Genomic DNA, 12,434 nt, shown 5'->3' with positions numbered 1-12,434 from the left:
GATGGCAACGGCCCCCGGAGAACCAGATTCCCACCTTAGAACCACCGGGGAGGCGGGTCCGAAGAACCCCGGCCGCGTGTCATGCCGGCCCGAACCGCATGCCGAAGAGCCGTTCCATCTCGGCGATGGTGACCGGTGGCTCCGTGTGGTGGATGCCGACGAGGCCGAGACCCGAGGCGGCCTGGATGTTCGCCTCGATGTCGTCGATGAAGACGCACTGCCCGGCCTCGAGGGCGAGCAGGCCGAGCGCGTGCCGGAAAATGCGCGGTTCCGGCTTGCGCATGCCAACCTCGCCCGAGATGACGACGGCGTCGAAGAGCCCGTCCCAACGATCGCGGGGATACTCGTTGGCCCAGGAGTTGGACACCAGGCAGGTGCTGAGCCCGGCGGCACGGGCCTGCCTGAGCATCTCGTGCATCTCCTCGACCGGATGGAACCCGGCGAACATCCGGGTGAGCAACCCGTCCACCTCGGGCGGCACGCCGTCCAGAGTCAGCAGACGGGCCGCGAGGTCCCGCTCGAACTCGGCGGCCGGGATCTCCCCGCGCTCCAGCGCGTGGATCGGGTTCTCCATGCCCGGCCCGAGCCCGCCCTCATACGCCTGCCGTACCAGTTCGCGCATCACCTCCCGGTAATGCCGGGAGTCGATCCGATCGGCCTCCATCCACTCGGCTATGGACTCCGCCATGCTCGTCGTGAGCACACCGGCCCAGTCGATCAGGACGCCTTTGAGCACCGTACCCCCCTTTGACGCTCATCCAATATAGGCGCGGATCACACCAATCGGGCGGATGACGCGGCGCCATGATCAGGATTTCGCGGCCACTTTCCCGGCCAGCCGCTTGGCGATCTTGAGATTCGCGGCGGACCTCACCGCCCGCGGATCGGTGCGCGCCGTCCCGAACACGCCGCGCGCCTGTTTCAGCCGCAGGATGCGCAGCACCGACTCATCGAGCCGTTTCTCGCTGATCCGCCCCGACTCGACCGCCCTGAGCACCGCGTGGTACGCCTTGGGCAGGTCGGGCGGCATGAGCAGGACGTCGGCACCGGCCAGGATGGCGCGGACGGCCACCTCGGCGTCGCCGTACTTCTCACGCACCCCCGCCATGCCGAGCGCGTCGGTGGTGATCACTCCGTCGAAACCCAACTCCCCGCGGAGCAGGCCGGTCAGGATCGGCCGGGACAGGGTCGCGGGATCGCCGGACGGGTCGAGCTCCGGCATGACCACGTGCGCCGTCATGATCGCGTCCACGCCGTGCTCGATCGCCTCGCGGAACGGCGGGGCATCCAGCCTCCGCCACTGAGCCTTCGAGTGCTTGATCACGGGAAGGCCCGTGTGGCTGTCGACCGCCGTGTCCCCGTGACCGGGGAAGTGCTTGGCGACCGAGGCGACACCGGCGGCGTGGAAGCCGTCCACGGCCGCCCCCACCATGACCGCGACCTTCCGGGGATCGGAGCCGTAGGCCCGGGGGCCGATCACCGGGTTGCCGGGATCGACGTTGACGTCGGCGACCGGGGCGAAGTCGAGCAGGATGCCGAGTGCCCGCAGCTCCTTCCCCGTGACCCGGGCCGCGTCGCGAGCGTTGACGGGGTCGCCGGTGGCTCCGATGGCGCCAGCCCCGGGCAGCTTGGTGATCACTGAGCCGAGCCGGGACACGGTGCCGTTCTCCTGGTCCACCCCGATCACCAGGGGTGTCTTCCGCGAGGCCCTGCGCAGCCCGGTGGTGAGCGCGGCGACCTGCCGGGCGTCGGAGACGTTGCCCGCCCAGGGGAAGAGGATCACTCCGCCCGGCCGGTACTTCGCGACCACCTCGGCCGGCGTCGCCACGCCGTACCTCGCCCGGTTCTCCTTGCTGGACGAGCCGGCATGTGAGCCGTACACCACGGCGAAGAAGAGCTGGCCGACCTTGTCCTCCAGGCTCATCGCGGCGAGAGCCTCCCGCGCGCTCTTCGACGCCGCCTCCTTCGACGACTCGCTCCGCTCGGAGGCCGCACTGTCGGCAGCGGCGTCGGCCGCCTCGTCCACGGCGGGTGACGACTCGGTGGGGACCGACCGCGCCGAGACCGACGGAGATCCCGGAGGCCTCGGCGTGGTTTCTGTGCTGCCGAACCCGGCCGAGCAGCCCGTGGCGAGCAGCACCGCCACGCCCAGGATGACGGCGCCGGCTCTCGCGCCGCCCCTGGAGGCCGTCGCACCGGAGGAACCGGTCAGTGGTCGCTCCGCTCCCTTCGGTCCGATTTCGCCCGGCCTGGTCGCTCCCGCAAATCGTGACACGCTGTTTACCGTAGCCGCGCCAGTCACATGCTCGCCGCCGAACCTCCGGCCTGTGGAAAACCCGGGGGTCAGGTTCGGGAAAGCGCCGCTTCCGCGGCGGCCCTGGCGTCGACGGCCGACCGAGCGGAACGCGCGGCGGACGCGGCGGCGGCGCACTGCGCGAGCGTGTGCCGGATCAGCGCCGCCCGCACCGCGGGCAGCGCTGGAGCGGCCATGGAAAGCGAGGTCACGCCCATGCCGACGAACACGCAGGCGAGCACCGGATCGGCGGCCGCCTCTCCGCAGACCCCGCATTCCTTGCCCGCGCCGGACGCCGCCGAGGCCGTCGCCGCGACGAGGTCGAGGACCGCCGGATGCCACGGGTCCTGCAGCCCGGCGACCGAGCCGACCTGACGGTCGGCCGCGAGCGCGTACTGCGTGAGGTCGTTGGTTCCGACCGACAAGAAGTCGACGGCCCCGACCAGGTCCGCGGCCCGCAGCGCCGCCGCCGGCACCTCGATCATGATGCCCGGGCTCGCGAGCCCGGCCGTACGGCAGGCCAGCGCGAACCACTCCGCCTCCTCGGCGGTCGCCACCATCGGCGCCATGACCTGGGCTTTCGCCGACGTTCCCGTGGCGGCGGCGGCCAGCGCGGCGAGCTGGACGTTCATGACGGCCCGGTGGCGACGCAGCAGCCGCAGGCCCCGCTCTCCCAGCGCCGGATTCGGCTCGACGCCGGACGGCGGCAGGAAGGCGAGCGGTTTGTCGGCGCCCGCGTCCAGGGTCCTGACCACGACACGGCCGCCGGGAAACGCCTCGAACACCGCCCGGTAGGCCTCCGCCTGCTCCGCCGCGGACGGCGCGGCCGCCCGGCCGAGAAAAAGGAACTCGGTGCGGAACAGGCCCACCCCCTCCGCGCCGTACGCGAGCGCGCTCTCGACGTCACGTGGGCCGCCGATGTTCGCCAGCAGCGGTACGGCATGGCCGTCCGCGGTCATCCCCCGCCTGAACGAATGTGGCCCGGGAACCTGGGGAGCAGACACGGCCGACAGCACGGCCCGTCCGGCCCGGGCGACGCGGCGGGCACGCGCCACCTCGTGGGCCGGTGGCGAGAGCCGTACGCTGCCGCCGGCACCGTCGACGAGCAGCGGCACACCGGGCGGGATCGCGGTCGCGCCCGTGCAGCCGACGACGGCCGGAACGCCCAGCGAGCGGGCGAGGATCGCGGTATGACTGGTCGGGCCACCCTGCTCGGTCACGAACGCGGCGACGGCGTCCGGGGACAGCAGCGCGGTGTCCGCGGGCGCGAGATCTCTGGCCACCAGCACGAACGGCGTCGCGACGCCCATGCCCGACCCGGCGGCCGCGAACTCGGCCGCGCCGGGCAGCGGCCGTCCGGTGAGCAGCGCGATCACGCGATCACGGACGTCGTCGAGATCGGCGACCCGCGCGCCGAGGTAGCCCCCGGCCGCCGCCAGAAGGCCCCGATATGTGCCGAAGGCCGCGAAAACGGCCCGCGGCGCGGCGACCCCCCGGTCGATCAGCTCACCCGTTCGGACCGCCAACTCCGGGTCGCGAGCCATCATCGCCTGGGCATCGAGCACCTGCTCGGCCTCACCGCCCACCCGCGCGCCGCGTGCCTCCAGGTCGGCCGCCACCTGTTCGAGCGCACATTCGGCCCGTTCCCGCTCGGCTCGCGCGTCTCCGTCGTGCCGCGCCCCCGCTTCCGGCTCCGGGACGTCCATCACCAGGACGCGGGCCGGGCCGTACCCGATGCCGGGACTGACGCCCGTTCCCGTGAGCGTCGGCGGCGGCGCCGTCGGCACCTGCCCCATGGAAGTCAGGGGGCCGACACTATCTCGACCAACTGGTCGAGCAGTTCGTCGGCGCCCTCGCCCTCCGCGGACACGACGATGAAGTCGCCCTGCTCCACGTCGAGGGAGAGCACGGCGAGGATGCTCTTCGCGTTCACCGGTGGGCCGTCCACCTTTGCGATCGTGACGTCGAAGGGCGCCTTCGCCGCCGTCTGCACGAACGTCGCCGCCGGTCGGGCGTGCAGCCCCACCTCGGACGTGACAGTCACCTTGCGTTCTGCCACGCTTCCTCCTTCGTCAGATGGACCAGGCCATCGAACTTTCCGCCGGGAACCAGTCAACACTCCCGATCGGTGATCCGTCACGCCCACTGGAACAGGGGATCCCCGGCGTCCACCCGGCCCTCGGCCACCTCGCCGACCATCCCGTCCCCGGCGTCCAGGGCCACGACCGGGCAGACCGGCGACCGCCCCCCGGCTTCGACCGCCGCCGGGTCCCAGGCCACCACGGGCTGCCCGGCCAGGACCCGGTCGCCCTCAGCGGCGAGGAGCGCGAAGCCCTCGCCCCTGAGTTGCACGGTGTCGATGCCGAGGTGCACCAGCACCCCCTTCCCGTCGTCCCCCACCACGATGTAGGCGTGCGGATGCAGTTTCACGATCGTGCCGCTGATCGGGGCCACGGCCTCGCCGGACCTCCGCTCAGGGTCGATCGCCATACCCGGCCCCACCATCCCCTGAGAGAAGACCAGATCCGACACGGCGGCCAGGCCGATGGCCGCCCCCGCCACCGGGGCGAGAACCGTCGTCAACGGAGCGCCTTTTGCCGGCGTATCCGGCACATCTGGGACGTCCGGCCCATCCGGCCCGCTCCCCCTGTCCGTTCAGTCCCGCATGCCCAGGTCGTGTCCTGCCTCACCCATCAGCCGACGATGTCCTCGATGTCGCTGGCGATCGTGTCGGCCTCCGGGCCCACCACGACGTGGACGATGTTGCCCGTCGCCATCACGCCGTGGACGCCGGCCGCCCTGAGCGCGGCCTGATCGACCTTCGAGGCGTCACGCACCTCGGTCCGCAGCCGCGTGATGCACGGCTCCACCTCGATGATGTTGTCGGCGCCACCGAGTCCGGCGACGATCGCCTCGGCGTCCGCGGCCATGAGTCCTCCAAGAGTTCTGGGTCGTCTCCGGCAAATCATGTCCTGCCGCGCGTACCCCGGGGGCCGTTCGCCCTAGGTCGATTCGCTCAGTCGCCCGGCCTCTCAGTCGGTCTGGGTCACCTTCTTCAGCCCACGAGGAGAGTCGGGGTCGATGCCGAGCCTGCGCGCGAGCGCCTCGGTCAGCAGCTGCCCCGGAACGATGAGTCCCATCGGCGCCAACCACTCCGGCAGGTCCGGGCCGTTCAGTGCCGCGGTCGAGGCGCCGGCCAGTCCGGCGCCGCCGCCCACGCCGAAGGCGGACGCGCCCGCACCGGTCACCCGTTCGGCCAGCGAGATGGTGCCCGCCAGCGTGGGCCCCTCCCCCGCAGCCACCAGGATCGCGGGGGTGTCCTCGTCGACGACCGCGATCGGGCCATGCAGCAGGTCCGCGTACGAAAGCCCCATGGCGTGCAGGTAGCACGCCTCCTTGAGCTTGAGCGCGAGCTCCAGGGCCGTCGAGAACACCATGCCGCGGCCGGAGACGACCACGCCGGGCTTGCCGGCGAGGCCCCCGACAACCGCCTCCAGGTCACCCGGATCGGAGATCAGCTTCTCGACCGCGTCCGGGACCCGCCGCAGGTCGCCGGGGTCGACGTCGGCACCGAGCCCGATGGCGAGTACGGCCAGCGCGGCGAGCTGGGTCGTGTAGGTCTTGGTCGCGGGGACGGCCTTCTCCTCGCCGGCCAGCGTGCACAGGGCGAGATCGGCGGTCTGGGCCAGCGGAGACGACTCTCCGCCGTTGGTGACGGCGATGGTCTTCGCGCCGCAGTCGCGCGCCCACTGGAGCGTTTCGACGATCTCCTCGGTGCGGCCCGACTGGGACAGGCCCACGGCGAGCACGCCGTCGAGGTCGATCCTGCGCCGGTACGTCGTCGCGATCGAGGGGGCGCCGAGCGCCGCCAGGCGACCCGCCCTCGCCTCGATCAGGTAGCGGCCGTAGACTGCCGCGTTGTCGGAGGTCCCGCGGGCCACGAACAGCACGTGACGAGTATCTCTCGCGACTGCCTCGACCTCCCCGGTCCTGGGCAGCAGCGCCTCGAGCGTGGCTCGGATGGCCGCGGGCTGCTCGGCGATTTCACCGCGCATCCTGGTAGTCATCGAATGATCTTCCTTTGCCTCGCGAGACATGGCCGTTACCGATCCGTCTCCGGTCCATACATTGACACATATTTCCAGCATGTGGTCTAGTCCGGACTAGACCAGTACGAACGATAACCCATCGCGTGATCCGGATCGAGAGGGGAGGGATCAGTGGCGAAGATCGACCCGGACAGCCCGGTGCCCAAGTACTTCCAACTTCGAGAGATCCTGCTCGACCTCATCGACAGCGACGAGCTGCCCATCGGGGCGGCGATTCCGTCCGAGCGTGACCTGTGCCAGCGCTTCGGCCTGTCCCGCATGACGGTGCGGCAGGCCGTGGACCACCTGGTGTCCGAGGGACGGCTGCACCGGGTTCCCGGCAAGGGCACATTCGTCGCCCGGCCGAAGATCGAGCTGGCCCTCCAGCTCACCTCGTTCACCGACGACATGCGGGCGCGCGGTATGGAACCGGGCTCGCGGGACCTGGACCGGCGCGTGGTCCGGGCCAGCGCGCACCTCGCCCGGCAGCTCGGCATCCAGCCGGGGGACGCCGTGCACTTCATCGAGCGTCTGCGCACGGCGGACGGGGAACCGCTGAGCATCGAGCGCGCCCACATCCCGGTGGCGCTCGCGCCCGACCTCGACGCGTTCGACCTGACCGGTCGGTCGCTGTACGCGCTCCTGGAGTCGCGCTACGGCCTCGTGATGGAGGCCGGGGAGCTCACGATCGACGGCGGGATCGCCGACCCGGACGACGCCGACCTGCTCAAGCTGCCCCGCGGCGGGCCCGTGCTGCTGCTGCAGCGCCGTTCGTTCGCCGGAGGGGTGTGCGCCGAGCTCGGGGTCTCCACGTACCGCGCCGACCGCTACCAGCTCCGGACGCTCCTCGAAATCCCGGCCAGACGCTCTTAGGTGTGTCCGACGCTCTCCAGCTAGCGTTGAACACCTCTGGCGATCCTCCTCCCCGTTCTCCCCCGCTGGAGGAACATCGATGAGCTCCACCTCCGCCGACGCGGGGCTCCCCGCCACTCCCGAGCGGCGGCAGTCCCCGGTGATGGCCGTGCTGTCCCGGATCGGCCGGTCGCTCATGCTGCCGATCGCGGCGCTGCCGGCGGCCGCCGTTCTCCTGCGCGTGGGTGAGGACGACCTGCTGGGCCGTACGGACAATCCGACCCTGGACAAGATCGCGCAGGTCGTGGGCGGCGCGGGCGACGCGCTGTTCGACGCACTGCCGCTGCTGTTCGCCGTGGGGGTGGCGGTCGGTTTCGCCCGGCGCGCCGACGGATCGACGGCCCTCGCGGCCGTCGTCGGCTACCTGGTCTGGGACCGGGTCACCCATCTGATGTTCTTCGACACCTCGGCGGACTCGGCCATTCGGGAGAAGGTGACGCAGACCGTAGTCGACAGTGACGGCAAGGTCACGGGCGTGCTCGACCTCGCGTCGGCCAACCCGACAGGTGTGCTGGGCGGCATCCTGATCGGCATCGTCACCGCCCTGCTCTGGCAGCGGTACTACCGGATCAAACTGCCCGCCTGGTTGGCCTTCTTCGGGGGGCGCCGGTTCGTTCCGCTCGTCACCGCCCTGGCGGCCCTGATCCTCGGTGTGGTCTTCGGCCTGATCTGGCCGCCCATCGGCCAGGTGGTCAGTGACTTCGGTGACTGGCTCGCCCGCCACTCCACAGAGGGGGCCGGGATCTACGGCGTCGTCAACCGGGCGCTCATTCCCTTCGGCCTCCACCACTTCGTCAACTCGATCGTCTGGTACACGGTGCCGGGATGCGAAATCGGCACGGTTCACACGACGGGTGACATGTGGTGCTATTTCGCTGGCCAGCAGGGCGCGGGCGCGTTCATGGCCGGTTTCTTCCCCGTCATGATGTTCGGCCTCCCGGCCGCCGCCCTCGCCATGTGGCGCGCCGCTCCCCCGCATCGGCGGGCGACCGTGGGCGGCATCATGCTCTCCGCCGCGCTCGTCTCGTTCGTCACCGGCATCACCGAGCCGATCGAGTTCGCGTTCATCTTCGTGGCTCCGGTCCTGTTCGCGGTACACGCACTGCTCACCGGCATCTCGATGGCACTGGTCGCGGGCCTCGGCGGACGGCTCGGGTTCGGGTTCTCCGCCGGCGCGATCGACGCCGGCCTGAACGCGACCAAGGACAACACGCACAACTTCCCGCTCATCATGCTGATCGGGGTCTGTTACTTCTTCGTCTACTACTTCCTGTTCAGTTTCCTGATCAAGAAGATGAACATCATGACGCCGGGACGCGAGCCGGAGCCCGACGTCGATTCCGGAGAGTTCACGGACACCGCCCCCCGCACCTGATCCTCCCGCGAATCGCCGGACCGTAATGCGTTCACCTCGCCGGCCGTAATCTGGCCGAGGATCATCGGAGGCACCCCAACTGAGGGGAAGCTTTCCCGTGGAATGGGGAGATAAGGCCGCGCCGAGCGACAAAGTTGGCGTCCTGTGTATCAGACGGGGGAACCGGAACCTCTATTAGGCAGCGGATTTCCCCTGCCCCGAACGACGACCGCCTTCCCGAACGACGACCGCCCCCGAATGACGACCGCCCCCGAATGACGAACAGGGAGTCTCGATGCCCAAGCCGATCCCGCTGCCCAGGATCATGTCCGTGCCCCCCGCGGATCCGCCGTACGACGACGAGCGCGCGGCGGCGGACGGCGCGGCCGAAGGCGGCATGCCCATGACGTACGGCTCGCTCGCCCTGGCCCACGTGCCGGAGGCCCCCGCACCCGCCAGGGTGCCCGAAACCATCCCGCAGGCCCGGAGTGCCGCACTGCGGGAAGCGGTACGGGCACGGGGAACGGTGCGGGCGCGGGGAGCCCGGCCCGATGAGCGGCACCTGCGCTGTCTCGGTCAGGCCATGGCCGAGGTCCTCGCGGGCCGGCGACCCGCGGAGACCGTGCAGGACAGGCTGTCAGAGCGGGCCTACCGCGAGTTGGTCCGCGCCGGAAAGATGATCCATGCCGAGCGGCCGCCGCTGGTGGGGCCGCCGCATGCGCAGTGGCCCCGCGACGGTGTGGCGGAGATGTGCGTGCTCGTCCACTGCGGGACACGCAGCCGGGTGCTCGCGCTACGCCTGGAGCGTTTCGGCGTCCAGTGGCTGGTCACGGAGTTCGAGACCGCCTGACAGCGCCGGCGGGAAGCGAGAATCCCCGCCGGGGTCCGCCCGGCGGGGATTCTCGTTCGGATCACGCCTCGGCGTTCCTCGGATCGCCGTGGCAGCGCTTGAACTTCTTGCCCGAGCCGCACGGGCAGGGCGCGTTGCGCTCGGTGTTGCCGTACGCGGCACGCTGCTCCGGCGTGGAACGCACCCGGCTGACCTCGACGTCGCCGGACTCGCTCGGGGCGCTGTAGACCATCTCGGTCGGCCGGGACGGCCGCCGCAACGCCTGCGCGATGATCGAACCGGCCTGCGCGACCGCCGTGTCCTCCTCGATGTTCTCCTCGACGATCGGATTGGCCTGCACCTCGACCTCGAGGTTGAACAGGTAGCCGACCGACTCCTCCTTGATGCCGTCGAGCATCGCGGCGAACATCTCGTAGCCCTCGCGCTGGTACTCGATCAGCGGGTCCTTCTGGGCATAGGCGCGCATGCCGATGCCCTCCTGGAGGTAGTCCATCTCGTAGAGGTGCTCACGCCACTTTCGGTCGAGAACCGAGAGGATGACCCGGCGCTCCAACTCGCGCGTCGCCTCGCTGCTGAGCTGCTCCTCCCGCTGGCCGTACGCCTCGAGCGCGTCGGCCTTGACCTTCTCCGCGATGAACTCGGCGGACAGGTCCTCCCGCTCGCCGCCGGCCGCCTCGATGAGCTCCTCGACGGTGAACGAGACCGGGTAGAGCTGGCCGAACGCCTTCCACAGCGTGTCGAGGTCCCACTCCTCCGCGAAGCCCTCGCCGGTGGCGCCCTTGACGTAGTCGTCGATGACGTCGGTGACGAAGACCCGCACCTGCTCGTGCAGGTCGGCGCCCTCCAGCACGCGGCGACGCTCGGCGTAGATCACCGTGCGCTGCCGGTTCATGACCTCGTCGTACTTGAGGACGTTCTTGCGGATCTCGAAGTTCTGCTGCTCGACCTGGTGCTGGGCGGAGGCGATCGCCTTGGACACGATGCCCGACTCGATCGGCACGTCGTCCGGAATGTTGAGCCGCGTCATGATCATCTCGACCTTGGCCGCGTTGAACAGCCGCATCAGGTCGTCTTCGAGCGACAGGTAGAACCGGGACTCGCCCGGGTCGCCCTGACGGCCGGAACGGCCGCGCAGCTGGTTGTCGATGCGCCGGGACTCGTGCCGCTCGGTGCCCAGCACGTAGAGCCCGCCGCTCTCGATGACCTCCACGTGCTCGGTCTTGACGGCCTCCTTGGCCTTCTCCAGCGCCTCGGGATAGGCCTGCTCGTACTCCTCCGGAGTCTCCGACGGCGACAGCCCGCGCTGCTGCAGCTCCAGGTCGGCGCGGAACTCGGGGTTACCGCCCAGCATGATGTCGGTGCCGCGGCCCGCCATGTTCGTGGCGACGGTGACCGCGCCCTTGCGGCCGGCCTCGGCGACGATCGTGGCCTCACGGGCGTGGTTCTTCGCGTTCAGCACCTCGTGCGGCACGCCCTGGCGCTTGAGCATCCGGGAGAGCTTCTCGGACTTCTCCACGCTGGTGGTGCCGACCAGGACCGGCTGGCCCTTCTCGTACCGCTCCTTGATGTCCTCGACGCAGGCCTGGAACTTGGCGTCCTCGGTCTTGTAGACCACGTCGGCCTGGTCCTTGCGGACCATCGGCCGGTTGGTCGGGATCGGGACCACGCCGAGCTTGTAGGTCTGGTGGAACTCGTTGGCCTCGGTGGTGGCCGTGCCGGTCATGCCGCCGAGCTTGTCGTACAGGCGGAAGTAGTTCTGCAGCGTGATCGTGGCGAGTGTCTGGTTCTCGTCCTTGATCTTTACACTTTCCTTGGCCTCGATGGCCTGGTGCATGCCCTCGTTGTAGCGACGGCCGTGCAGGACGCGCCCGGTGAACTCGTCGACGATCAGGACCTCGCCGTCGACGACGATGTAGTCCTTGTCCTTCTTGAACAGTTCCTTCGCCTTGATCGCGTTGTTGAGGAACTGAACGAGGTGGGTGTGCTCGGGCTTGTACAGGTTGTCGATGCCGAGCCAGTCCTCGACCTTCTCGACACCGGCCTCGAGGACGCCGATCGTGCGCTTCTTCTCGTCGACGACGTAGTCGCCGGTGCTCTCCTCGCCGTCCTTGCCCTCGGTGCCGCGGCGCAGCCTCGGGACGATCTTCGCGAACTCGGTGTACCACTTGCCGGACTGCTCACCGGGACCGGAGATGATCAGAGGGGTGCGTGCCTCGTCGATGAGGATGGAGTCGACCTCGTCGACGATCGCGAAGTTGTGGCCGCGCTGGACGCACTCGTCCATCGACCAGGCCATGTTGTCGCGCAGGTAGTCGAAGCCGAACTCGTTGTTCGTGCCGTAGGTGATGTCCGCGTTGTACTGCCTGCGGCGCTCGTCCGGCGGCATGTTCGCCAGGATCACGCCGACCTCGAGGCCGAGGAAGCGGTGGACGCGGCCCATCGTCTCGGCGTCGCGCTTGGCCAGGTAGTCGTTGACCGTGACGACGTGGACGCCCTTGCCGGACAGGGCGTTGAGGTAGCTCGGGAGAGTACAGGTCAGGGTCTTGCCCTCACCGGTCTTCATCTCCGAGATGTTGCCCATGTGCAGGTTGACCCCGCCCATGAGCTGCACGTCGAAGTGGCGCTGCCCCAGCACCCGGCGGGCGGCCTCGCGCACGGTCGCGAACGCCTCGGGCAGCAGGTCGTCGAGAGACTCGCCGTCGGCGTAACGCTGTTTGTACTCGTCGGTCAGCGCGCGAAGCTCGGCGTCAGACAGGCTCTTGAAGTCCTCTTCAATGGAGTTGACCTGCTCGGCGATCCGCTTGAGCTTCCGCAGAGTCTTGCCTTCGCCGGCGCGAAGGATCTTGTCGAGAATGGCTGGCACTGTTAGTAGAGCTCCTCGCAGGTCTACCCCGGGCGGTCCGACCGGAGTGGGAGGACGAGACACACACTTCCCCG

The 12,434-nt window shown here is 69.8% G+C and carries 11 protein-coding genes; 3 read left to right on the top strand and 8 right to left on the bottom strand.

The annotated features are described in order from the left end of the window. Positions 1–79 precede the first annotated feature (79 nt). The 7 genes from ACFHYQ_RS10860 to ACFHYQ_RS10830 all read right to left on the bottom strand — a co-directional run bounded on the left by ACFHYQ_RS10860 (position 80) and on the right by ACFHYQ_RS10830 (position 6,360). Complete coding sequence (locus tag ACFHYQ_RS10860; RefSeq protein WP_394300987.1) at positions 80–736, bottom strand: HAD family hydrolase; 657 nt, start codon at positions 734–736, stop codon at positions 80–82. 72 nt (positions 737–808) lie between these two features. Further along, positions 809–2,275, bottom strand: a complete 1,467-nt coding sequence (gene nagZ, locus ACFHYQ_RS10855; RefSeq protein WP_394300986.1) for a beta-N-acetylhexosaminidase — start codon at positions 2,273–2,275, stop codon at positions 809–811. A 68-nt stretch (positions 2,276–2,343) separates the two neighbouring features. After that, positions 2,344–4,089 (bottom strand): phosphoenolpyruvate--protein phosphotransferase, encoded by a 1,746-nt coding sequence (ptsP, locus tag ACFHYQ_RS10850; protein ID WP_394300985.1) that lies wholly within the window; start codon positions 4,087–4,089, stop codon positions 2,344–2,346. A 5-nt stretch (positions 4,090–4,094) separates the two neighbouring features. Continuing rightward, complete coding sequence (locus tag ACFHYQ_RS10845) at positions 4,095–4,352, bottom strand: HPr family phosphocarrier protein (protein ID WP_394300984.1); 258 nt, start codon at positions 4,350–4,352, stop codon at positions 4,095–4,097. 77 nt (positions 4,353–4,429) lie between these two features. Continuing rightward, positions 4,430–4,876, bottom strand: coding sequence for a PTS sugar transporter subunit IIA (locus ACFHYQ_RS10840; protein WP_394300983.1), 447 nt, complete (start codon positions 4,874–4,876; stop codon positions 4,430–4,432). Positions 4,877–4,986: 110 nt separating this feature from the next. Next, the gene (locus ACFHYQ_RS10835; protein ID WP_394300982.1) at positions 4,987–5,223 is read right to left on the bottom strand and encodes a PTS sugar transporter subunit IIB; all 237 of its coding nucleotides are present in this window, start codon (positions 5,221–5,223) and stop codon (positions 4,987–4,989) included. Between the two features lie 102 nt (positions 5,224–5,325). Then, positions 5,326–6,360 carry an SIS domain-containing protein gene (locus tag ACFHYQ_RS10830; RefSeq protein ID WP_394300981.1) on the bottom strand — a complete coding sequence of 345 codons (1,035 nt, stop codon included), beginning with the start codon at positions 6,358–6,360 and terminating at the stop codon, positions 5,326–5,328. A 153-nt stretch (positions 6,361–6,513) separates the two neighbouring features. Between ACFHYQ_RS10830 and ACFHYQ_RS10825 the strand changes: the two genes are divergently transcribed. The 3 genes from ACFHYQ_RS10825 to ACFHYQ_RS10815 all read left to right on the top strand — a co-directional run bounded on the left by ACFHYQ_RS10825 (position 6,514) and on the right by ACFHYQ_RS10815 (position 9,497). Then, on the top strand, positions 6,514–7,254 hold the full coding sequence (locus tag ACFHYQ_RS10825) for a GntR family transcriptional regulator (RefSeq protein ID WP_394300980.1): 741 nt from the start codon (positions 6,514–6,516) through the stop codon (positions 7,252–7,254). 79 nt (positions 7,255–7,333) lie between these two features. Continuing rightward, entirely contained in the window at positions 7,334–8,668 is a 1,335-nt protein-coding gene (locus ACFHYQ_RS10820; RefSeq protein ID WP_394300979.1) for a PTS transporter subunit EIIC, read from the top strand. A gap of 274 nt (positions 8,669–8,942) precedes the next feature. Next, positions 8,943–9,497 carry an Rv3235 family protein gene (locus ACFHYQ_RS10815; RefSeq protein WP_394300978.1) on the top strand — a complete coding sequence of 185 codons (555 nt, stop codon included), beginning with the start codon at positions 8,943–8,945 and terminating at the stop codon, positions 9,495–9,497. A 61-nt stretch (positions 9,498–9,558) separates the two neighbouring features. Here the strand turns inward: ACFHYQ_RS10815 and secA are convergent, their stop codons facing one another. Continuing rightward, positions 9,559–12,360, bottom strand: a complete 2,802-nt coding sequence (secA, locus tag ACFHYQ_RS10810) for a preprotein translocase subunit SecA (protein WP_394300977.1) — start codon at positions 12,358–12,360, stop codon at positions 9,559–9,561. Between the last annotated feature and the right edge of the window lie 74 nt (positions 12,361–12,434).

It is taken from the genome of Sphaerimonospora cavernae (genome assembly GCF_042435035.1).
Taxonomy (GTDB): Bacteria; Actinomycetota; Actinomycetes; order Streptosporangiales; family Streptosporangiaceae; genus Sphaerimonospora; species Sphaerimonospora cavernae.
This window is presented reverse-complemented; position numbering and strand designations above follow the sequence as displayed.

What these genes read in the sequence shown, in the direction of transcription:
- ptsP (WP_394300985.1), bottom strand. Translation starts at nt 4,089, where the DNA reads ATGGGGCAGGTGCCGACGGCGCCGCCGCCGACGCTCACGGGAACGGGC.
- ACFHYQ_RS10820 (WP_394300979.1), top strand. Translation starts at nt 7,334, where the DNA reads ATGAGCTCCACCTCCGCCGACGCGGGGCTCCCCGCCACTCCCGAGCGG.
- ACFHYQ_RS10830 (WP_394300981.1), bottom strand. Translation starts at nt 6,360, where the DNA reads ATGACTACCAGGATGCGCGGTGAAATCGCCGAGCAGCCCGCGGCCATC.
- ACFHYQ_RS10815 (WP_394300978.1), top strand. Translation starts at nt 8,943, where the DNA reads ATGCCCAAGCCGATCCCGCTGCCCAGGATCATGTCCGTGCCCCCCGCG.
- ACFHYQ_RS10835 (WP_394300982.1), bottom strand. Translation starts at nt 5,223, where the DNA reads ATGGCCGCGGACGCCGAGGCGATCGTCGCCGGACTCGGTGGCGCCGAC.